Origin of the sequence: Vibrio jasicida 090810c (genome assembly GCF_002887615.1) — a bacterium.
In the GTDB taxonomy this organism is placed as follows: Bacteria; Pseudomonadota; Gammaproteobacteria; order Enterobacterales; family Vibrionaceae; genus Vibrio; species Vibrio jasicida.
On the sequence record NZ_CP025793.1, the window covers coordinates 1,108,826 to 1,132,386 of the forward strand.

Annotated in this window: 7 protein-coding genes and 1 pseudogene; 6 read left to right on the top strand and 2 right to left on the bottom strand. The window is 43.9% G+C overall.

The features are described 5' to 3' along the window. The first annotated feature begins 253 nt into the window (after positions 1 to 253). From C1S73_RS22550 to C1S73_RS22565, 5 genes and pseudogenes are all read left to right on the top strand, one after another. Complete coding sequence (locus C1S73_RS22550; RefSeq protein WP_227740527.1) at positions 254 to 9,556, top strand: tandem large repeat; 9,303 nt, start codon at positions 254 to 256, stop codon at positions 9,554 to 9,556. 758 nt (positions 9,557 to 10,314) lie between these two features. Then, positions 10,315 to 11,625, top strand: a pseudogene (locus C1S73_RS22555) (hypothetical protein); the annotation flags it as partial. Between the two features lie 218 nt (positions 11,626 to 11,843). Continuing rightward, positions 11,844 to 12,011: a hypothetical protein gene (locus tag C1S73_RS28315; protein WP_425275239.1), complete on the top strand. Its 168-nt coding sequence runs from the start codon at positions 11,844 to 11,846 to the stop codon at positions 12,009 to 12,011. 65 nt (positions 12,012 to 12,076) lie between these two features. Next, the gene (locus C1S73_RS22560) at positions 12,077 to 13,384 is read left to right on the top strand and encodes a TolB family protein (protein ID WP_038867849.1); all 1,308 of its coding nucleotides are present in this window, start codon (positions 12,077 to 12,079) and stop codon (positions 13,382 to 13,384) included. Continuing rightward, positions 13,378 to 18,141, top strand: coding sequence for an OmpA family protein (locus C1S73_RS22565; RefSeq protein ID WP_227740526.1), 4,764 nt, complete (start codon positions 13,378 to 13,380; stop codon positions 18,139 to 18,141). The genes C1S73_RS22560 and C1S73_RS22565 overlap by 7 nt, the downstream gene beginning before the upstream one ends. Positions 18,142 to 18,239: 98 nt before the next feature. Here C1S73_RS22565 and C1S73_RS22570 read toward each other — a convergent pair whose 3' ends face one another. Together C1S73_RS22570 and tssH are read right to left on the bottom strand one after the other, a co-directional pair. Then, positions 18,240 to 19,868, bottom strand: a complete 1,629-nt coding sequence (locus tag C1S73_RS22570; protein ID WP_038867847.1) for a sigma-54-dependent Fis family transcriptional regulator — start codon at positions 19,866 to 19,868, stop codon at positions 18,240 to 18,242. Beyond that, positions 19,855 to 22,533, bottom strand: a complete 2,679-nt coding sequence (tssH, locus tag C1S73_RS22575) for a type VI secretion system ATPase TssH (protein WP_038868106.1) — start codon at positions 22,531 to 22,533, stop codon at positions 19,855 to 19,857. Before tssH ends, C1S73_RS22570 begins: the two co-directional genes overlap by 14 nt. 455 nt (positions 22,534 to 22,988) lie before the next feature. On the opposite strand from tssH, the gene C1S73_RS22580 reads away from it, so the two are divergent. Beyond that, entirely contained in the window at positions 22,989 to 23,507 is a 519-nt protein-coding gene (locus tag C1S73_RS22580) for an Hcp family type VI secretion system effector (RefSeq protein WP_038867845.1), read from the top strand. The last annotated feature ends 54 nt before the right edge of the window (positions 23,508 to 23,561 follow it).

Sequence of the window (23,561 nt, forward strand, 5' to 3'; positions counted from 1 at the left end):
AGTATAATATTTAAAATAAAATCTTACACGCCGTTATAGCTAATTCCTGTGTTTTTACTAATTAAATAACGATAGATGTGAAGTAGCGCTGCTAAAGAGGTTTAAAACTGCCTATTTTCTTAGCGTTTATGTTTGATTTTATGGTTATTTTGTCACGTTGAGAAAATTCCAGACAATAATATAATCTCGGCAAAATAGACTCTGCCAAATTACTATGTTCACTAAAAATACACTAAAACCAACGTTAGGTCTCATGGCTGCTTCACTTTTATTGAGTGCATGTGGTGGTGGGGATGGTGGTGACAATACACCGCCAGCTAGGAATACAGGAAGCATCTCAGGTAACGTTTTTGACGCTCCAGTCAACGGTGCCAAGATCGAGGTGTTTGAATACAAGGATGGAAAAGTCGGCAGATTGCTTGCGGGTACGACTTCTGATGCCTTTGGTGATTATAAGCTTGAATTCGAATCCTCTTCGATGCCTTTGTATGTTGTCGCGCAGCAAGGTAGCTACACCGATCCTCTCACAAAAGAAATTGTATCTTCTAGTGCTAATAAAACCCTGCGGTTAGAAGGGGTGGTGAACTTTAGTGAAGGCAGTGACCAAAAGTTAATGCTCACACCACTGACTAATATCGTTTCTGGTTTAGCTAAGTATAAGATTTCCGATGGGGAGTCTGGCTCGGATGCGGTCTCTGAAGCTATAGATAGTATCAATGGTATGTACGGGTTTAACGTCAATGAAACCACTCCAATTGATATAACGAAAGGCGGCCAAAGTAGTTTTGCTACACCTGGTCACCAGTACGGAGCTTTGTTAACAGCATACTCTTCATATTCTTATGACCTGATTCAAAGATATGGCCAGTCTGAGGACAACGTCTATACTTCAATGCATTTTGCTGACATTCAATTTCGTGATGTCATCGCTGATGGTCTTCTAGACGGCTTAGAAATCAGTGACTCGACAGGTGCAGTGACGCCGCTTACGTTTGGTCAGCAGAGAATTACCAGCGACGTTTACACTCAAGATCTTTCTCAACACGTTTTGATTGTAGTGAACGACCCAGAGCTTAATATCTCAGGGACGGATGCTGATGATTACGTTGCTTTTAGTCAAAAAATTAATGACTTGGGAAGTCATGGTACGACCGATGGTGTTATTCCACCACGCGATGAAACCGAAATCGATACAACACCACCAACCATAACTCGCACCGATAGTGATGTATTAGCAAGAACAGATAGCGTAGATATTAGACTTAATGACGATATCGGTGTTCAATCTGTTTCTGCTTATGTGGAATATCAATTACATGGTGCTTGGTCAGGCGAATTCAAATGTAACGATCAACAGACTTCTGGCAGTGAGTTTTGTTCGGTTGATGCAAGCGGATTTGAAGTCGGTGTTCGAGAAACAAACATCAAAGTAAGTGTCGATACAAAAGCAATTGATGCCGTTGAGGTTGACTCAGACACTGGCCTTTCTAATGTGACTGCTGCTCGTTTGGTGTTTTACACGGCAGACGTTTTAGGCAATGAACTTGTTCCTGGTAGCAATTCAGGTCATTACGTTAATTTTGAGTGGGATAATGATGCACCAGTCATCTCTGTTACTTCTGCAAGCGCTATCAACAATGAACTTCAAGAGTACGTATTAAAAGGCATAGTAAAAGAAGCGTCTCAAGACATTAAGTCGGTCAGCGTTTCATTTAAAAGCGGGCTACCGAAAGATGTGTCTTGTTCTCCTGTGACGGCAGAGTCGGGCAGCGCTTGTGAGTTTAACGAACCGTATTCGACAGACGATTTCTTATCTACGACTACGTTCGATATCAAGGCGACCGATACCAAAGACAACGTCGGTGAATACCAGCATGCAGTAAGCCGTGACGATCAAGCCCCTGCTCAAATCATTACTTACCCTGAAGGGACATCGATGAATTACGTCAATGTCAGTCTAGATGGAGAACGGTCTACGTACGAAGGGGTTTACACGCAAGATACCTATACTTCAGACAACGTGCAGTCGAGCCGAGACTACTTGAAGATCGATTATGTCTATGCTGCTTCTGGCCTGAAATCAATTGATGGCGTTGATTTCGCGAACTTTAACGTTAACCTGTTAAAACAGAATAAGATCCCTTACGTACGAGTTCGAGTTTCCGATGTGAACTCTGATACTGTTTTGGGCTCAAGTGCCGACAAGCTTAAACTAGTCGTGAAGTACTACGTAAGCCAAAACAATGACAACAACTACGCATTTCAAAACACAACACAAACCTTGGCCTCGACGGACACTATCAGTGCGAGTATTCCTCACGAAACTATTTTAGATAGCGAAGGCAGAGTCGATGAAGTTATTTACTACGTCCCTTTCGTAAAAGAGGTACTTGGTGATGGTTTTAAAAACGTTTCAGAAAACGCCAGTCAAAAACTGGTGATTCAAACCATCGACGAGTCCGACAACGAAAGTGCGACCCAGGAAGTTTATTTCCGAAGCAGTTTTGACCTACCTACGATGACGGTTGTGACCCCTTTCATTGGTGCACGAGTGCAATTAGAAGGTTTGAACCCAAATGGTGAATTCACCTCTCTAGCAAGTTGTACCACCATTCAGCAGCCAGAAAGTGATCAAACTAGCGCGCTTGATGTTGCTTCGTGTGAAGCCACGACGGACGTTGTCAATTATCAATTCATGCGAGTACGTTTAATTGGTGTAGAAGGGACGGACCCTCACTACTATCAATGGAAAGATGATGCAGGCGCCAAAGCGAGCGTTAATCTAAACAATGCCAATATCGGCGCATATTTTGAACTTGACGGCTCGAATACGTATTACGTGACCGAGCTTGCCACTTACCAGACAGGTTTGTTTGATTATCGTTGGAATCAGGTAGAAGCTGGTGACAAAACATCAGAACGCGCCTCGCAAATTCTTACGGATGTGAAATACGCTTTAGCGGGCGGTAATGATTCATTCTTCGGATTCGATCCAACTGTTACGGCTTACGCTACAAACGAGATGCTGAAGGAGCCAATTCCTAGCGATCTATCTAACGACTACCTGCATCGTTTCCTTGTTGAAGCAATTGATGACTTAGCTCAGGACACACCTCGCAATAACTCTTCTGATTTCGCTTCCGCTATTTATGACGATCTTAGCTACGATGGTAAAGCAAACGGAATTGGCGCTGGTGGGAATCAAATCAAATTGGATGATTACGAGTTCGACTCTGATACCTACCGCAAAGACCTTGCTCAGTCTTACTACGATATCATGACTGAAAAATACGGCATCCCAGATAATATTGCTCAACTTTATGCCGATGATATTTCTACGGCTAATCCTAAACTTGGCGAAGACAATATCTTTGATAGTGGTGGCGGCAGTATTGATATTTATCCTCCAAAACAAACGTTAACAATAGAGACTGGCCGAGAAACAATGGTTGGCAACAAGCGCTATGTCGCGGGTGAAGTGGTATCTAGAGTAGTGTTAGAAGATCCATCTGGGGTTGTAGAGGAAGGTGAGCAAGCCCCGAAATTCCAAAGTATGTGGTATGCCATGGGTGACCCTAATACTGCTATTCCATTGGAACTTAAACCACAAGAATCTGGCGATAGCGATAAATTTAGAAAAGAGTACTTCTTTACCTTAAATACAGAATCAACAGATCTCACCGATATCATCGAGTTTGCATTGGAGACAACGGCATTCGATACCAAAGGTAATGGATATACTGAGGCCGAGCCTCTTGTTGAGCGTTTGTATGTGGACAATGACTATCCCGAGGCGAGTTACATACCGCCTATAGGTCCAGATAAAAACCCTATAGGGGAAGATGTTTACCTGAACGCGAACTCTGTGCATGAGTTAACCTTCAAAGTCGAAGATGTAGTTGGTGACCAATTAGACAAAAGAAGCTTGTCATTTGTGAACTATTCGAACAACGCGACCGTTGAATACTCGAGCGAGCAGTTCGCTAGCAATCAACAAGATGCATTTGTTGTAAAACTTTGTACAGGAGTACTTTGTGAGAGCCAAGGCAAAGTTATCTATCCTGGCGATGGTAACTGGAAAGTCAATGTTAATGCTGAAGATAACCTAGGAAACCTAGTTAACCAGCAAACCGTGAATGTGCCTAAATTCGACGTACTAATTGACTCGGAAGCACCTGCAGTAAACGGTGGGGTAATTGACCAACGGTTGGGAGGAAACTCAGCGTGGGTTCCTGATATTGACGCCGGTGAGTTAAGTCCGTTGAGTGAAGTACAAGTGGACATGAAAACTCAGTTTGGTAAGCGTTTTACGTTGCAGCATTATGAAACTGAACCAGTTGAAAGTGAAGAGCCCTATCTATTTGGTACCCAACCGAATGTAGAGGTACGTCTAGTTGCTGACGCATTTAAATATGAAGAGACAAATACGTTCTATGTCAAGGCGATTGACAGCGCGTATCCTAAAGCGGAAGCAACTGGTGAGTTCATTTTTCAAGTAGATAATAAAGGCCCTGAGATTGAGCTTGCTACTCCTTGGGTGGTTGATAGCAACTCTGGCAAGAGTGGAGTGTTAGGTCCGAACTTTAAAGTTAGCTTAACCTCTGTGAAAGATGATTCAAAAGTGAGCAATGTAGAAATTTGGCAGGTTGGAAGCAGTGAAGCGATACGTTCAATTGAACCTAAAGACCCTGCTCAGCCTTTCGATATTGAGATCAATAGTACTCAAAGTGGCAATATTACGATCGATGAGAACAATAGAGCTGATCTATTTGTTAAAGCGATAGATGAATATGGCTTTTATTCCGATACAGAGGCAAGAAGCATAATCTTGGATCGGGAAGGACCTGACTTACAACTGAATGGGTTTAAGCCTGAAAGTTACTATCGCGGTGATTATGTCTTTACTCTTTATGCTCAAGACTTGAATGAAACAGGTGCGCCATCTACTGAAGGGGTGAACAAAGATACCCTGAAATTCAATAGTTTTATCGACACACCTTCTAATCCCGATACTCAAGTCGAAGAGGATATGAAGGTCAACTTAGGTGGACAAAATGACGGTGATAGCTCCACTAGAACTATAAGACTGAAGGGTGCTGATGTTCGTGGAAATACCACGGAAATAGACTTTGAAATTAAGGTTCAAAATAAGCTGCCTACCATAAAGAGTGTGTCGTTTTCTTATGAAGATGGGACAGAGATTACAAATGGATTAATTACACGTAATGATCCGGTGATCATTACCATCGATGCTGAAGACGCAAGTGGCATTCCTCAAGTAGAAGCTACTTATAAGTACGGTGATACAACAAACAGTATACAATTCAGCGAAGAGGAGTCTGGAAAATGGAAAGGCAGGCTAACTTCTGCCGAGCTTTCTAATGACGGTAGCTACGAGTTGAAATTTAAAGTGTACAACAATGTTTTATACAACACCGGAGATCGCCCAGTAACTGAAAGATCCGAAACCATAAACGTTCAACGTGAAGGGGTGGTGCTATCAGTTGCTCAACCTGAGAACTTCCAAGCTCATATTTCTGGAAAAACTCTGAGTGTAGTCTTTAATCCAGTTGGTGTCGTTAAGGCGAAAACTCTTGAATGTTGGGTCAGAGAAAACTATACGTCGACCGAAGTCCCTGATGATGGCTCAAGTAATGCGTATTCTGGTGTGATCAGCAATCCGCAAGAAAATTACAAGTGCGATGTAACGACAGATGTGAATATGTCCGTAAACCCTGTTGTTCTAATCACCAGAACTGTTGGTCAGAACGATAAAGAGACGGTTAGCAAATTTAGCTTTAGCATGATGGATATCGATGCGCCAACCGTTCCTGATGATGAAGATCACCAGTCGGGAGGTACTTACCAGCTTGGTAGCAACAATGTTGGTTTCGATGCTGATGGAAACAAAATCTTAAGTATCACTCTGAGCTTTAAGGATGATTTATCCGGAGTGAATACTGATCTAACTAAGCGTCCTGTACTGGTAAGAAACAGCCTAAACAAACGGTTTGAGCCGAAAAGTTGTATTACTAGCGCAGATCTCACTACGTGCACTTATACTGAGCTTTTCTCAGATTTTCTTTCGGCAACGGAATCAAAATATCTATTTACCATCAAGAATCTTTCTGATGTAGCAGGTAATGCGGCGTCAGATTACGCGTTGGAGTTGTTGTTACCGCCAGAAGGAGTTCTGATCGAAATCACGAGCCCAAAAAAGGATAGTATTATCCGAGGTTCAGAACTTTCAATGGACTTCAAAGTGAAGGTTGGGGCTAATTCAACCCTAGAAAATGTAATTGCTACAGTGGAAGGGCAGCCATACAGCTTAAAAGATAACCCTGATAATTTCTCACGATTTAATAAGTGCGGAGATGACTTCTCATGCTCTACGTTTAAAGCGCCTCTTAGTGACACTTTAGATGGTCAGCCGATCAGGCCGTCCATTCAAGCGTTTGATGTATGGGAGTATTCAAGTAAAGCCGAAGTTGACGTGATGGTTGATAACAGCAAACCAATAATTGATAGCGATGTTACTGTCAGTGAATCACCTACAGACCCTAGTTTGGTTAGATTTCTGTTTTCTATCAGAGATGAAGGCAGCGGTATCGCTACTGTCAAATATACAACAACGAACCCGAGTCATGTTTTCAACAAAGAGGCAGATGTGGATAACTCACATCTCTATTTTGAACTTGCGAAAACTGAATTAGAAGGGTTAAGTCAGCTTCGAGTTAGCATCCAAGCTACGGATAAAGTGGGTTGGACCGAAAACCAGACTCTCGATATCGATCTGACAGCGCCGACTATTACTCTCTCATTTAATGACATGACTAGCTTGCTGGGAGGCAAGCTAGCATTCACTAAAGAAAGTCAATCGTTCACGATTACGTCTACAGAGGGGGAGCATGTCAAGGCAACTCGATATTCCATTGATATGGTGCCAACTACCGGAGACCCGCTTAACTTCAACGGCAATATCGTGTTGTCAAGCGCGACTGGTACCATGGATTTTGCAATTGATGACCAAGCTGAATACATGTACAAACTGACAGTCACTGACTCAATGGGACGTGCTGTTACAGACTTTAAGCTTTTTAATAAGACCTATGATGCCAAAGGTATCGAATCCGTTGTTGATCATGAGTTACCGGTCATCACTGGTATCACTGCGGATCAAGTTTCTATGACGCCGACGGATGATAAATATAAGTTGGATGTAACTGCTGATGTGACTGATAAAAACTTAAGTTCGGTAACATCAACGGCTGACAACGGCTCAGGTCTAGCAGTAGGGCCACAGTCAATCACGGAACCTACTAACGATGGCGACCCTTATGTGTTCCACTACTTGTTATCGCCAGGAGATTACACGATAAAAGTAATCGCGTCTGATGCAGTCAGCAATCAAACGGAAAAAACGACAACATACAAAGTAGAAGCAGCAACAGTCCCTGAGCTAACAATATCGACGACTGCAAGCACACCTTTGGCTGGTGGCGTCGAAGTCCCGCTTACGTTTACTTTTACTGAAGAAGTCACAGAATTCGATATTTCAGACGTAAAGTTAGATGAGAATAATGGCGGTGAGTTAAAACCTTTATCTTGGAGTACCACTGACAACATAACTTGGACAGTCACATACATAACACCAGAAAGAGAAAATAAAGACATAACCATACGGGTCGATGATGGAAGCTATAAGAGCATCAACAATATCCCCGGAAAAGGGGATAGTTTGATTCTGGGGGTAGAAGGTGTGTTACCTACGCTTACTAAAGTAACGTTTGATCCTCTGCATCAAGAAATCGGAAAGGCAGTAGACGTTAAGCTAGAGTTTGACAAAGAGTTGCAAGAGGCCACGGCAACATTGGGAACGAACAATGTTACTTCGCTAACGTCTGATCCTGCTGATAAGAAAGTTTGGACCGGAACCGTTAATGTCCCAGACGTACCAGAACTCGGTGTTGGCCTAGTGGTGAGTCAATATAAAGACCTAGTAGGTAATGTGGGCGAGGATAATACGTCATATGAATTGCCAATCACCCCAACCTTGGCGATCACGCCAGTAGGCAATGTGGATGGTAGCAATGCGGCTTCATTGCAGATTGCGGGGACGTCAACACGCTTTGATGGCCAAACGGTGAGCGTAGAAATCAAAGCGCAAGGCAGTGAAACGGCTATCGTGAGCAGCAATGCCACGGTGCAAAGCGGCGGGGCTTGGACGAGCAACGTGATGGACATCAGTGGTGAGACAAATGGCACCTACAACGTGGTGGTGACGGGGACCAACGCATCGAATGTCGAGGCGACACAAACGACGACGTTCACGCTATCGCAGGCATTGCCAACCTTGACCAGCGCGACCTTTAATCCAACGCACCAGTTGGAAGGGCAAAGCGTCGCGGTCACACTGGAGTTTGATAAAGCGCTTCAAGCAGCGAGTGCTGAGTTGGGTGGTTCCGCCGTCACGCTGACCAAGACAGGGGATGCGAAAGTCTGGACGGGTGACGTTGTCGTGCCAGCAACGTCAGAGCTGAACGTAGGCTTGGTGGTCAAAGACTACCAAGACCTGTCGGGTAACACAGGCGCAGAAGACAGCAACCACTCGATGCCAATTACCCCAACCTTAGCGATCACGCCAGTAGGCAATGTGGATGGTAGCAATGCGGCCTCATTGCAGATTGCGGGGACGTCAACACGCTTTGATGGCCAAACCGTGAGCGTAGAAATCAGAGCGCAAGGAAGTGAAACGGCTATTGCGAGCAGTAATGCCACAGTGCAAAACGGCGGTGCTTGGGCGAGCAACGCAATGGACATCAGTGGTGAGACAAATGGCACCTACACCGTAGTGGTGACGGGGACTAACGCATCCAACGTCGAGGTCACAGAAACGAGCACCTTAACGCTATCGCAGGCATTGCCAACCTTGACCAGCGCGACCTTTAACCCAACACACCAGTTGGAAGGGCAAAGTGTCGCGGTCACACTGGAGTTTGATAAAGCGCTGCAAGCAGCGAGTGCAGAGCTGGGTGGTTCCGCCGTCACGCTGACCAAGACAGGGGATGCGAAAGTCTGGACTGGTGACGTTGTCGTGCCTGCCACGTCAGGATTGACCGTAGGCTTGGTGGTGAAAGACTACCAAGACCTATCGGGCAACACAGGCGCAGAAGACAGTAGCCACTCGATGCCAATTACCCCAACGATCACGATCGGAACCACCGGTGATGTATCGGGAAATACAACAGTAACTGTCAATGGCATAACTACTCGTTTCGAGACGGGGGACACAATAGCACTTAAAGCGGTTGATACCGATAGCTTGGAAGTTCTAGGCAGTGCAACAGTGTCACTTGATGGCACATGGACCGTTGATCTTGATTTGTCTACTTTAAAAGATGGAGAAATAGCCGTTTATGCAAATGGTACCAATTCACTCTCTGCGACCGCTGATGAGGTGAATACGACATTCAATTACTCTAGTACTACAGCGCTTGTTGTTCCAGATTATTGGGAAAGATATTCCGCGGAGTTTCCCTCCCAGAAAGCAGCCTAAAAGAAAGCGAGCATTAAGCTCGCTTTCTTTTTACTTGGTATTAAGTGATCTAAGTCAAACGATTGGCTTTTTCTAATAATTGCGACAAATGACTTAGCGGGCTTTATACAAGGTGAAACATCTAGAATGCCTATGCCAATTTTGTTTTTGGGAGCGGTTAGTGTGATTGTGATGGTTATTTGAAAGATGCTGTGGTGAATATGCCACGTTGAGAATATGTCTTAATATTATATAGTTACACGCAATGCTATACCCCAAGTATAGAGTTCTGCATTAGGTAGTGTGAACTACCTGACGTTTTGTGACTGTGATGAAGCGACACCAGCCTAGCATTGCTTCAAAGTAGTTGCGCTTTTTTGTGAGTGTGACACGCGCTCACCTTTTTATTCATACTTCCTCAGTAGCAATTCATTATCAGTTGTTGCTGAGGAAGGTCATTCCTTCAGAATCTCTCTCAGAGGTGTCATTTGCCCAATAGAAACTGTTAACTTCTGCCCAAAAATAAAAAAATTCCTTTTATTTTAATCCTTCTTTTTGATTTCAATGTCTAGTTTCTTTGTCTTTATCTGTAGTTAAAGTGACTTATTTGCTAGCGAATGTGTCTTTTGTGTGGCTTTTAGCTTATTTTTTGATTTTTCTATGTGATTGAATATTATAAATTAAATTAGTAGCATTAGCGCACCAAATCGTACTTGTAAGCCTTATCAGCTTAAATGTCACCGCAACCATATTTACGATGTTGGTTGTGGAGAATTCAAATGCATTTAGTTTGCAAATTTATACCTAGCTCGAAGCTTTCCTCCAGCGAGCTATCTTATGTTCTTACACCAGACGAGTGTATAGGGCAGCTTTCGCGTTTGCGAAATTCAGATGACATCCTTAGAAACCTCCCTAAAGAGTTTGCGCAAAAGATTTCTCTTTCTTCTAAAAAAACGACCAGCGGATTACTAGCAGCGATTAGATCCGAACTTGGGAAAGGCAGTTGGGTCTCATTATCTTCCTTTGCTCGTAGGTCGCCATTAACGGACTCTCAGTTACAAAGCTTCCCTAGACTTAAATCGCTTGTTGACTCTGTATCAGCTTCGAATGAAAGCAAAGTTTTTAAAGCGGGTTACAAGCAGGTTACTGACGATGTTGCTCTAGTTCGTAGTTACACGCATGTACCTTCTGAGCCGAGCCCAGATCAAAAAATCGTTGTTGAGTTTGCAGGGCAGTGGTCTAGCAATGCAGCATGTTTGATGTTGGGTAAAACCGACGCTCAAAAAGAAAAAGTGACTGTAGGCAAGGCCGATACCGAGAACAAACACCGCAGCCTTGCTACGTTTAAAGATCTGGATGCTGAAGGCAAAACGCTTTATATCAAAATCCCTTGTACCGACCAGCCTCAGCCAATTTTGCTTAAACTCGCCGAAGACCTGCAACCCGTTGATAAAGAAACTCAGATGGATGAGTGGGATAACGTGTTGGTGCCGGTGAGACCTTTGGCCTATTTAGATGGCAGCAACGACAAAGCAAAAGCTTCTGACCTGCGTGGTGGTTTCCTTTATGTGTTTTGGAAAGGGAAGCTTTGGCGAGAGATGGCGATAAACGAGAAAGGTTACTACCAAGATGTTGACGTCGAGTATTACCGCACGCTAGAGCAAGAAGAAAAGAAAAAAGACACACCTCAGGTAATACAAAGAAGCGCAAGCGGTTTTGCCATGGCGCATTTCTGGGCACCTTACAAAATATCAGGTGAAGTCCAACAGGGAGAAAATGGAATCAAGATCATTTTCTCACCAAAGCAAAAGCGCTTTGCTCAAATTGAGGCATTAGAATCGGATGCTGCTTTGCTAGAGAAATCCAGCACGCCATTAGATGAATTAAGCAGTTACAGTGACGCACAGTCATTCAGTGCAAAAGAATTCACCTCCGATGTAGACAGCGCAGCCATCCACAAAGTGACCGAAGACGACATGCCATGGCTGAGTGACCAACAAGCCATCGTTCGTAGTTACGACCAGAGTAATACGGTTATTGCTTATGTGGATGGAAAAAACAGTGGTTTTCTCGTCCGCTTGGAAGTTGGCTTGGTAGATGGCCCATTGGTAGAACAGCTAGACCCTTACTCGTTGGCTTCGTATGACGGCTTAGTTGCCATTATGGAAGATTCTGAAAGTGACTGGCGAGTGACCGAGCCCTTTGAGTTAACCAGTAAGGATGGTTATATCAGTGCCTTAGTGACAGGTATGCCTCCCAAAGGAAAGTTTACACTTGTGCTTTCGCACCTTGGGGGCAAGACAGCGCGGTGATGATGTTTGAAGGGCTGACATACCAAGAGATCACCGCAGAACCACCAAAATTACCGATGATTTCTAAGCACGAAGAACAGCGAGTGCCTGATGAAGTTAATGAAGAAAGAGAGCGTCAAAGGAAAACACTAGACATGATGCTAGAACTTATCAACGCCAATTAAATTGAAACGTCGGGGGTAGTACGCTAAACCTCGGTTTATCAAATAATCAAAAGAATAAGCGAAATATGAAAAAAATCATAATAGGCAGCACCATTGTTGCTGTCTTAGTAGCTGGGGCTGGTGTTGTGCATTGGCAAAGCAAGCCTTCAATGGATAAGAATTACATCTCAAACCTTCGCGGAATAGTACAATCTACATCGTATAGCAATCAAAGGGATACGATTTCAAAAATTCGGGGATGGCAAATCGACATAGAAACCCTTGAAGGTGTACCCAGAGAAGAGTGGAATGCAAAGCACACTCAACCCCAAGTAATGTTCAACTATGGCTCCGACTCTACCATGTACACCATGAACTTAGATGGTAGTGATGTACGCCTATTATTGAGTCGAGGTGATGTAGGCGAACTACCTGTAGGGGGCAACACGCAGCGCACCGCCGACGGGCGATACTTAGCGTTCAATTATTCATCTTTTGGTAGCCGACATTGTATGGTTTACGATCTTAAAGATAGAGAAATTCTGGCGAAAATGGATGCATGCCACTCAGGGACATTTACCCTTGATAGCAGTAAATATTACTATTTAAATTTCCAAGATAGAAATCCATACTTTCTTGATTTAAAAACCAAAAAACCTAAGCATATATTTGAAGGGGAGCTCGAGGTTAATGGCGAAGTCTGGAACCCATCAAAAGATGGCGTCGCTTTTATTATCGATCAACTGAACAGGCGGTTTATTTATAGCGTTGCAAAAAGAGATGGGCGCGGTGAACGAGGAAAAGTAAAACAGCTGGTATTTAGCTTTCCAGAAATGACGTTTATCAATCAAGAAAAGTATGTAGCAGATCAATGTCAAGAGGGTTATACACGCGGTCCGATATATAGCTATATGATGTGTGGTGACCAAAAACCATATGAACTATTTTCGTTTCAAACTCCCAATGAAAAGCTAGAAGACTCTCCTGAGAGGTATCCCCTTCAACGCGGTAAGTGGTACGCCAGAGCGTACGGAAATCGATTGGTGAGATTAAAGCAACCTGAAGAAGTTGGGATGTTTGATGGTTTGAGCTATTACTACGCGTTAAAAATCGGTAGTGGCGAGTTTGACTACAAGAAATTAAATCGAATCAACTTTTACATACCGGCGGATATTTACGAAGACTTTGAGAATATGGATTTGCGTCCTTTTATGCCTCCTATCCCTACCAAAGCGCAATTTGATGAACTTTTACCAGACGTTACAGAAGAGTTACGTCGACACTGTGCCCGCAGTCGGGCTGGTTTTAAGAGTTGTGCCCAGTTTTACGATATGAAAGCGCTGTTTAAAGATATGGATCAAGTTAGAGAATATATGGGGGTTAAGAAATGGTAAAACGTTACGATATTCCGGGCCTTTATCTAATGGGGAGATTGCATGACAGGGATGGCAAACCCGTTGGGCGCTTTTTCCCATTAGCCCATGAAACATTGGTCATTCCTAGCTTGGAAGTTAAACAGGAGTTTGTTGCAGACCACAGTACTACTAACAAACAGATATCTACCAGCAGTAAAAATCCGATCGCGGTTAGTGATGAGTTGGGTAAGCTTAATATTTTAGCGGCTCGCGAATTCAATGCTGATCAGATAGGCGCTGAGTTACTTAGGGCTCCTTTGGCAAAGGGGTGTGTGGAAGCCGCGATTAACAAGGGCGCTGTGCAAGATGTGCTGTTTTTCCCAAGCTATTTGGTGCCATTAAGCCAGATGGCGAATGCGGCCCAAGAAAGTAAAGATCAGGAGCCTTGGTTAACTAAACTATACAACCTGTTGTCTTACAAAGATCTTAAGGAGATAAAAGATGAAAAAGGGCAACCTGCTTGTGTGACCGATCTAAGCGTTAAGCGCGTTAGTGTCGAGCAAGATTGCCTAGCTCCCCCCTCGGACCAATTTGACAAAAGCAGTGGTTTCTTTAATAACTACGCAGAGTGGTACAATAAGAGCCACTCTAAACAGATACACGTAGTTGAAGTTCCGCAGTTTTATACAATTCAGGTTGTCTTTTCTTCAGTGGACTTTATTGGCGCTGAAGTGACATTAGCCGATTTACCAAAAGGTATTAATATTCAAGGCTCTAAAAAAGAGGATAGTGGTTTTTTACCTACATCGACGGTTAAAGATGTCTCTTATGAATATTCTACAGACGGTAAAGCTACCCAAAAAGAGTCCATGTATGTCGCGACGTTTTGGCTTAATTCGGAAAGTGTTTTATCGCTGAGTAGTCAAAATACGTCACTTCGAATAAATGTAGATTTCTCGAAGAAAATCGATGAAGACAATGGAAAACAGGTCGCAACTATTCTTGATGCGAAAGGTATACCAAAAAGTTACAGTCTAAAAGAAAATGCCCTTGCTTTGGATATTCACACAACCGCTGGTCGCACTGCTGTTGTTAATGGTGATCCTATCTCCGTTGAAGAGGCCTTGATTAATCATGCCCCGCAATTCTTCCCTCATTTGAACGCCGATTTAGAAGCATTCCCTTACGACAGTCCGGAAAAACTGATTGAACGAAAGGAGACCAAAACCAGTTTACCAAACTCAACGTGGGCGACGTTTCAAACGGTAAAAGGCAGTTTGGAGACCACCTCCGGTGTGTTAAAAGATGGCATCAGTTGGGTGACGTTAAGTAAATTTGCGGCATCAGCTACAGAGCTTTTCAAAGAAAGTGAAAAAATCGAATTTAGGGAAGTTGCCCTAGTAGCAACAAAGACACTAGGTGTAACACAAGCGTCTACAGCTTTCATCAAAGCGGTAAAGGACCTAAATGATTACTATCCGAACGAAGTGACCCAATCTGCTCACTTTATGAATGGCCGCATTAATGCACAAATAGTGTGGTTTAGTCAGAAGTTTCATGCGCAGATGGATAGAGTCTCTCCGTTATGGAGCGCTTCCATTTTGCCATACCTTACTGGCGCAGGGCGGATCGGAACGAACGTGTTAGACATGTTAGATAAACCGCTAACTATTGCGGAGCTGGGTTACGATGCCGTCAATAGCTATGCCAATTGGAGCGGAAGTCAAGCAGCTCAAGGCTCAGCACACGGAGACTTACTATCTAAAATACAGGAATACATGGCAACAACCGCTTCTGTACAGGCAGATAAAGCACAAGCTTTTCAGGGAACGGAAGAGAAGTATCAAAATGCTGTCAATCAACTAAGAAATGAAATGCCAGATTTGTTTGTAGAAGAAGGCAGTGTTTCACTAGACCAGCGTGTAGAAGACGTGTTACTTCGGTTGAACATGACATTTTTTGAGTTCGATTCTTACCAAGTCACTGAAAAAGGTAGTGTGCACAAAAGAATCGCTGAGCAGTTACAGGCGTTAATCAGTAACCCTTTCGAAATTGTCATAACAGGCCATACCTGTAATATGGGGTCAGAAGCCTACAACTTGGCTCTTTCGGAAAAGCGTGCTGTTTCTGTCAAAGAGGCAATCCTTGATGCGATGTCTCCGGACGCTCGAAGCGTTTGGTCCCCTTTGTTCAAAATTGTTGCAAAAGGGTATGCAGTTTCGTTACCTGGTAATACCAACCGTACGATTGAAGAGCGAGTAAAAAACCGTCGGGTTGAAATCTATCTCGCGTTTAGCCGTTCTGTGGAATATCCGCCGTGTCGCGCAGGCCTTATGAATGTTGAAAAGGCGGCAAAGATAAAAATTGCCAAGGACATGAACGAAGATCAGGCGATGCTGGAGTTTATCCAATCCGGTTTGAATGCATTAATTGGTGGGGCGGCCATGGCCTTCCCGCCAGCAAAAGTTATTGCCGCTGGGGTGGAAGGTGTAAAGCTTGCTACTGCCATTATGGACCTCTTAAAGCCAAACACTGAATATCAAAAATGCGTTAAGCAGGTTGATGCCATCCGTCATCAAGATCTTATGGCGTTTAACCAATTTTTAGCACAGCCAGATATCCCCAATGCGACACGAGTGTACTTAAAATCGTATATGAAGCGAATGATTGCGTTGAATGGTTTGATTCGCTTGATTAAGAGCTTTCACGCTGTCAATGCGAATCCTGCTTTTAGCGGTGGCGGGATATTAAGTGACGCTGATGTGCTGAGTGGTCCTAAAATCAATCAGTTCAGTGACCTCGATGTGCTGGGCTATATTGATGAGTTCATCCTCAATGATGATTGGAGTGTTGATATCTCACTGCTGGGTGCTGAACACTTAGATGAAGTTTGGATGGAGAAAAATGGCTACAGTCAATCATACAACCAAATTGGTAGCGCTTCGGTTGCCAAAATATACGCTCAAGGTGTTAATGTTTATCGACATTATTCATCCGATGATTTGACCGACTTGGTGACTGAGAAAGCTCAGCGATATAACCATTACTTCCCAATTCATTACAGAGCAAGTCAAGACGACAGCCATTTCGAAGCATTACTAGGGGATAAACCACCAACAGGATTAGATGACAGTATCTTCGAGAGAGTTGAAGTCTTTGTTCGTCGTCCTTATAAAAGTAATGATTCAGTTCCAAAATATGATGATTGGGTGCCGTTTGAGCAATATTATCGAGAGAACGGTGCAATGCTGACACCCTATGACAATGTTAAGGTCGTAGCGCTGGTAAAAGATGGGGTTGGGAGCGAAGATAACAGCAACGTTATTGGTCAGCTGCCGATTTGTCTTGATGTCATCTCACATAGTTCAAATGAAGGAAACTGGAAGTGGAGTGATTGTGTTGCCTCTACTCACATAGAATATGTATCAGAGTTAACACCTGTGAACTTTTCTGAACAAGAGAGAAAAGTGATTTTTGGCGATGACAATAATGCGAAGAAGCTTGGCGTCATTATTCAGCCAAGTTATTTCTTTGGTACTACACGTGTATTTGGTATTCGACCAGTTGCTAACTACGATGATGTTGCATTGAAGAGTCTCTTTGATACAGCTGCTAGCTCGACCGTCTCGGGTGGTTTCAAATTCCTGAGCTACTTTTTTGAGCTAAAAGTGCCAGGTCAAAGTAAGACAGAAAAGCGTGTCAATGTGCTGTGCTCGTTTGGTTCGACAGATAGCAAAGAGAGAACCATCGACCAATTTAACGTAACGTTGTCACCATCTCGTCAATATGAGTTAACAAAAGACTTTATCAACTTTAGCGGCGCTATTTTTGGCGATGGTCTCTTCTATGAGAAGACATTTTTAACGCCACCTGAGGGTAAGAAAGTACGATATCCACAGGTTTTTGATGGGGCAAAAGTGAGCCTTTACTTAGGGCAAAGTGGCTTAAAATACGCCTCTGCTAAGAAAGATGGGGATGACCCTCTCCTAAAAGCTGATAAGCGCATGAGTGGTAAAGTTACTGCGTTTGACTGGAATAAAGAAACGACGGCAACTCTTCTGATTCGCTCAAAACCGTGTGATCCTTATAATTTAGAGGAGCAAGGTTTTGACAAAAACCTAATCCCAATTCACGTTCAATTTTCTTATGATCCAAACTTATGGCCTGGCTCAAACCTATGTCCAGTGACAGATTTTAAAGCAGTCGCACGACTCGGAACAGTGAAAAAGGTGGGTGACTCTTTTATCTTTGAAAGATCTGAAATCGAAAAAATGCCTAAGTCACTATCTGATCTTCAAGAAGATCTGGTTAAGATGAATTCAGAAAGTTTAGAACATATAGCACTGTCGACATGGAGTGGTGCAAGGGAGGAAGAAACCACTTTGTTTGCCAGTGTGGAAGAGCTTTCTTATATCAATCTATTTGGTCACAAAGTAAATGGCTTAAGGCCGATGATTGCACCAAGCAGTTCAAGGAAAGGCATCAACTTTGGTATACAAGTCAATGCTCCGTTTGGAGCAGGACTAGATTTAGAGAAAGGTGATGGAATGCACATGGTCGATAGTGGTGTGACTAGAATTCCAAGTAACTGGATCAAACTCAAGTACAAAGAAGACGAAGTTGAGGCTGCTAAACAGCTTAATAAGCTCAAAACAGACCTTGAGTATGCTGATCATTCTAAGGAAATTAAATTTAAACCACATATCAACCTTCAGAAGTGGATGAGTTACAACGACCATTTTGATAGCTTGCTCGAAGCGAGGATCGATATGATTGATAGCTGGGTAGAGAATTAGTACTTGGATACAAAAAAAACCGCCTTCGGGCGGTTTTTCTTTTCTTATCAATGGAAATTGAAGTAAGGTTTTCTCGCTTCTCGCTTCTCGCTTCTCGCTTAACCAGCTGCAGAAATATCGTATTTCTTCATCTTATGGTTGAGGGTACTCATTGGGAGCGCCAATTGCTCGGCGGCTTTCTTAGTGTGCCAATTACAGGCATTTAAGCAATCGATGATCACTGTGCGTTCGTATTGGCTGACAACGTCCTTTAGGCCGATTGCCGCGTGTTCTAAATCCGCTTGTGCTGGTTCGTAGGCAGGTTGTTCTGGGGCAGGTGATGCCGATTTTACCTCAACACTTGGCGTGTCTTCTGGGATTTGTTCACCAAACTCGATGTGAGTGATGGTTTCAAAATTGGACAGTAGTACTGAGCGCTCGATGATGTTTTTCAGCTCACGTACGTTACCCGGATAAGAGTACGCAAGAAGCTGTTTACGCACGTTGGCACTTAACCCCGGCGCTTGCGGTAAGCCCAAGGTCTTGGTCGTGTGCTGCACGAAATGTTCTGCAAGAGGAATAATGTCTGACTCACGTTCTCTCAAGGGAGGCAGCGTAATCGGGAATACATTCAAGCGATAGAACAAGTCAGCACGGAACCCCCCATCTTTGATCTGCTGCATAAGATTACAGTGGGTTGCGGCGATTACGCGCACGTCGACTTCAATCTCTTTACTGGCACCGACAGGGCGAACCTTACGTTCTTGCAGCACACGCAGCAATTTTGCCTGCAGTAGCATTGGCATATCGCCAATCTCATCTAGGAATAGCGTGCCGCCGTTGGCTGCTTCAAACAGGCCGACTTTGTCTTTGTCTGCGCCCGTAAATGAACCTTTCTTATGCCCAAAAAGCTCAGATTCCAATAGCTGCTCTGGAATAGCCGCACAGTTTTGAACGATCAAAGGCTGTTCTGCTCGGTTAGAGTTTTCGTGAATGTATTTCGCGATTACCTCTTTACCGGCCCCAGTTTCACCACGCAACAGAACGTCGACAGGAAGAGATAGCACCTTATCAAGACGATTCAAGACATTGAGCATTTCTTCGCTTTCGGCAATAGGGCCCTGATAGGTTTTTTGGGTACGCTTTTTGAGCTGAGTGTTCTCGCGGACGAGGGCTTGATTATCGGCACTGAGGCTTTTAATCACTTGCCCATATTGCTCTAACCAAACGGCTTGGCGAATATTACTTGCGGCCATGCGACAAAACTCAGTCAATGCCGCCTCATTGTCGATAACACTTAAATCGAGCAAGACCAAGAGTCCAATGGTCTTACTTTCGCTATCAATTAAAGGCCAAGCCAGTAAGTTCTCGCTTTTTAGCCCTAGCGTCTGCTCAGTTTGATAGATGCTGTCACAGTCATAACCGTTGTACTTATACAACTCGTTAATCAATACCACTTCACCATTGCGAATGGCAAAGTTAAATGGGTCGTTCTCACTAGCGGAATCAATCTGCAATGCCTCCCAAGGGTGGGAAACAATCGTTTTATCGTTATGGTGAGCGGTACTTGGAATCAACGCCTGACCAGTCTGGTCCAAAACATAAATGATGCCGTGTTTTGCGAGGGTCATTTGTCTCGCAGCGGTCAACACAGCATCCAAGGTTTGGGTAAGCTGGCTGCGATCAGCCAAAGACTGGCTGATCGCAAGTAGGGCGTTGCTAAGTTCGCTATGGTTAGATGAACGCATAGGTTAGTGTTCCTTGCTCATCGACAGACACTTCGATTTGCGTATGTGAATCATCCTTGTCATGCACCAATAGCTGTGTCGAGAGCTGAGGAAGTAACTGACGGTTGATAACCGCGTCGATGTTACGTGCGCCCGTTTCAGCAAGGCGACAGTTACCTAGTACGAATTCAACCAAGCTTTCTTCGTAGCTCAGAGATAACTTGTGATGGCTCTGTAGACGCTGAGAAACTTTGTTCAACTTGTGGTGAATAATTTCTGTCATTGCTTCATCAGACAGCGGAACAAATGGAAGCACAGACATACGCGCCAACAGCGCCGGTTTGAAGTGTTGGTTCAAAGTCGGGCGGATAGCTTCTGCGATGATGTTTGCATCGATGTCTTTGGATTGATGAACCAAAGATTCAATCTCGTGCGTCGCAAGGTTACTGGTCATGATGATCAGCGTGTTCTTGAAGTCGATGGTGCGACCTTCGCCGTCGTTCAGCGTACCTTTGTCGAACACTTGGTAGAACAGGTTCAGCACTTCTGGATCGGCTTTTTCAACTTCATCAAGAAGTACAACAGAATATGGACGTTGACGTACCGCTTCTGTCAGCATGCCGCCTTCACCGTAACCTACGTAACCCGGAGGGGAACCAATTAGGCGAGATACCGTGTGCTTCTCTTGGAACTCAGACATGTTGATGGTCGTCATAAACCGCTCACCACCAAACATTTGATCAGCGATCGCACGAGCAGTTTCGGTTTTACCTACACCACTTGGGCCAACCAGCAGGAATACGCCTGTCGGTGCATCTGGGTTGCCTAATCCTGCTTTTGCGGTTTGAATGCCTTCAGACAGTGCATCGATAGCGTATTCTTGGCCTTTGATGCTTTGTGTTAGGCTTTCTTTCAGTTTTAGCGTGGTTTCTGCTTCGTCTTGAAGCATCTTACCCATTGGAATTCCGGTCCAGTCCGAGATGACGTGGCTGACTTCATCTGGACCCACTTCAAAGTGAACCAATGGGTTGCCATTGCGGATTGCATCTAACTGCTCTTGGCAGGCCGAAATTGCAATGCGAACTGCTTCTTCATCCATCTCTGCATATGGAGAAACGTCTTGCTCTTGTTCTGATTCTTCATCTGCAACAAGCTCTTCTTCATTTGTTTCGCCAAAGACCAGTTCATGCAAGCGAGAGCGTAGAGCAATCATCTCTTGGATCTGCTCTTTTTCTTTTTGCCATTGCGTTTCTTGTTCTGCTAGCTCTTCTTTCGTTGTTTCCATTGCCAGTTTTAGGTCTGGAATATTAGCAAGGCTGTGCTTGTCGCCAGTTTGCTGCAGAGCATCACGCTCAAGTGCTTCAAGCTCGCGCTGTTGAGCTGCAAGTTCTTGCTGAAGGGTCTCAACAGAAGCAGGAATAGCATTCAGGCTGATGTTCACTCGTGCACACGCCGTATCTAGCACATCGATCGCTTTATCTGGCAGTTGACGGCCAGAGATGTAACGCGCAGAAAGCGCTGCCGCAGCAGTGATGGCGTCATCACGCACGTAAACATTGTGTGACTTCTCGTATGCAGGGCGAAGACCACGAATGATCAATGCTGCTTGCTCAGGAGACGGTTCGTCGAGTTTCACCAATTGGAAACGACGTGCAAGGGCAGGATCTTTCTCGAAGTACTTCTTGTATTCCGACCATGTTGTCGCTGCGATGGTTTTCACTTCACCGCGTGCTAGGGCAGGTTTTAACAAGTTTGCAGCGTCGCTGCCGCCCGCTTGGTTACCACCACCAACAAGGGTGTGCGCTTCATCAATGAAAAGAATGATAGGGGTTGGCGAGTTTTTCACTTCATCCAATACCGCGTTTAGGCGTTTTTCGAATTCACCTTTTACGCTTGCGCCAGCTTGTAGAAGCCCCATGTCTAGGCCGTAAAGCTCAACACCTTTGAGGTTGTCTGGTACGTCACCTTGTACAATCTTAAGTGCTAAGCCTTCTACTACTGCTGTTTTACCAACGCCCGGCTCACCAACAGCAATAGGGTTGTTTTTACGTCGACGAGCAAGAATGTCTACGATTTGGCGGATTTCTTGGTCACGGCAGAAAACAGGATCGATTTCGCCTTTGCGTGCTTTACCCGTAAAGTCGGTCGTGAACTTGCTCAGTGCTGAACCATCTTCACGAGCTTGCGTTTTCTCGGAAGTCGCGACTTGCGCCTCAATAGAGTGGCTTGTTAGCTCTGCAAAATTACGCTTAAGGCTGTCAGGGTTTACGGTTTCAAGGATAGAGGCGTAACCGTGTTGGCCGTAACGTAGAGGATTGCTAACAAGAGTAAGGAGTAGGGCGCCAGAGCGGATTTGTGTTTCGGATAGATCTAAAGAAGAAACCAGCCAACTTTCTTGTAACCATTCGATTAATAAAGCAGAAAAAACAGGTTTGCTGCCATTTCCCTTGGCGTTGGTGTCGAGGGTGGATCGAATCGATTGTCTTAGCAAGTTCTCAGAACAATCAAAATGACTTAATAAGACGTCAAAATCACTATTTGGCCTTTCTAATAGACTCAGTAAATAATGCTCGATTTGAACTTCGGTTGCTTTTTCAGAAACTGCAAGTGCAGCTGCGTCTTCTAATGCCACTTTTGCAATAGGGTGGAGACGCTGAATTAATGAAGAAAGGTTTATATTTATCATAGCCATTTTATTCTTTAGAGGAAAAGAGGTAGCGGCTATTATACTAAAAGTGATAACACTCTTTTTTTATCAAGATATTTTGCCTAGCGTTTGTTGGTGATTTTAATGACAAAATTAGTGGGAATATTTACGGTTGATTATCTTGGTTTGTCATACTGAATTAATTCTTAGTTAATATGACTAAATGGATAGTTTTATTAACTTTATTCTGTTCTTGATATATGGTTATTTTCACTTTTTATTATTGAAACAATTTATTATTATCGATTTCCAACTTTTTGGTTTTTTATCCAATAAATTGTACTTAATAAATTGAAAAATAAAGCCCATTTTTATCTAAGTGGTTGTATTGTAAGGTTTATAAAAGTTGGCATGGAGTTTGATTATACTAAGTAGTCGCGGTGATAAGCGATTTGGTGATTTAAACAAAACAGATTTTAGAAAAGGAAATAACGATGCCAACTCCAGCATATATGTCTATCAAAGGTGAAACTCAAGGTCACATCACTAAAGATACTTACTCTGCAGATTCTGTAGGTAACACATGGCAAGAAGCTCACGTTGATGAGTTCCTAGTACAAGAACTTGATCACGTACTAACAGTGCCACGTGACCCACAAAGCGGTCAGCCAACTGGTCAACGTGTACACCGCCCAGTTGTTGTAACTAAAGTTCAAGACCGTTCTTCTCCGCTACTATTCAACGCACTAGTTTCTGGCGAAAAACTTCCTGAGTGTGTGATTCGTTTCTACCGTACTTCAGTTCAAGGTAAGCAAGAGCACTACTACTCAATCAAACTGATTGATGCGCTACTTGTAGATATCCAAACTCGTATGAACCACTGTCAAGACGCTGCAACAGCAGACCGCGTGACAGAAGAAGTTCTTAAGCTGACTTACCGTGCAATCGAAGTAACTCACGAAAACTGTGGTACAGCTGGTAACGACGACTGGCGTGCTCCACGCGAAGCATAATTGCTTTTTGCGTAAAGATTCAGGGCCAACAATTGTTGGCCCTAATTCGATTAT

Coding starts and splice junctions, on each gene's coding strand:
- C1S73_RS22550 (WP_227740527.1), top strand. CDS start 254: ATGGCTGCTTCACTTTTATTGAGTGCATGTGGTGGTGGGGATGGTGGT.
- C1S73_RS22560 (WP_038867849.1), top strand. CDS start 12,077: ATGAAAAAAATCATAATAGGCAGCACCATTGTTGCTGTCTTAGTAGCT.
- C1S73_RS22565 (WP_227740526.1), top strand. CDS start 13,378: ATGGTAAAACGTTACGATATTCCGGGCCTTTATCTAATGGGGAGATTG.
- C1S73_RS22570 (WP_038867847.1), bottom strand. CDS start 19,868: ATGCGTTCATCTAACCATAGCGAACTTAGCAACGCCCTACTTGCGATC.
- tssH (WP_038868106.1), bottom strand. CDS start 22,533: ATGATAAATATAAACCTTTCTTCATTAATTCAGCGTCTCCACCCTATT.
- C1S73_RS22580 (WP_038867845.1), top strand. CDS start 22,989: ATGCCAACTCCAGCATATATGTCTATCAAAGGTGAAACTCAAGGTCAC.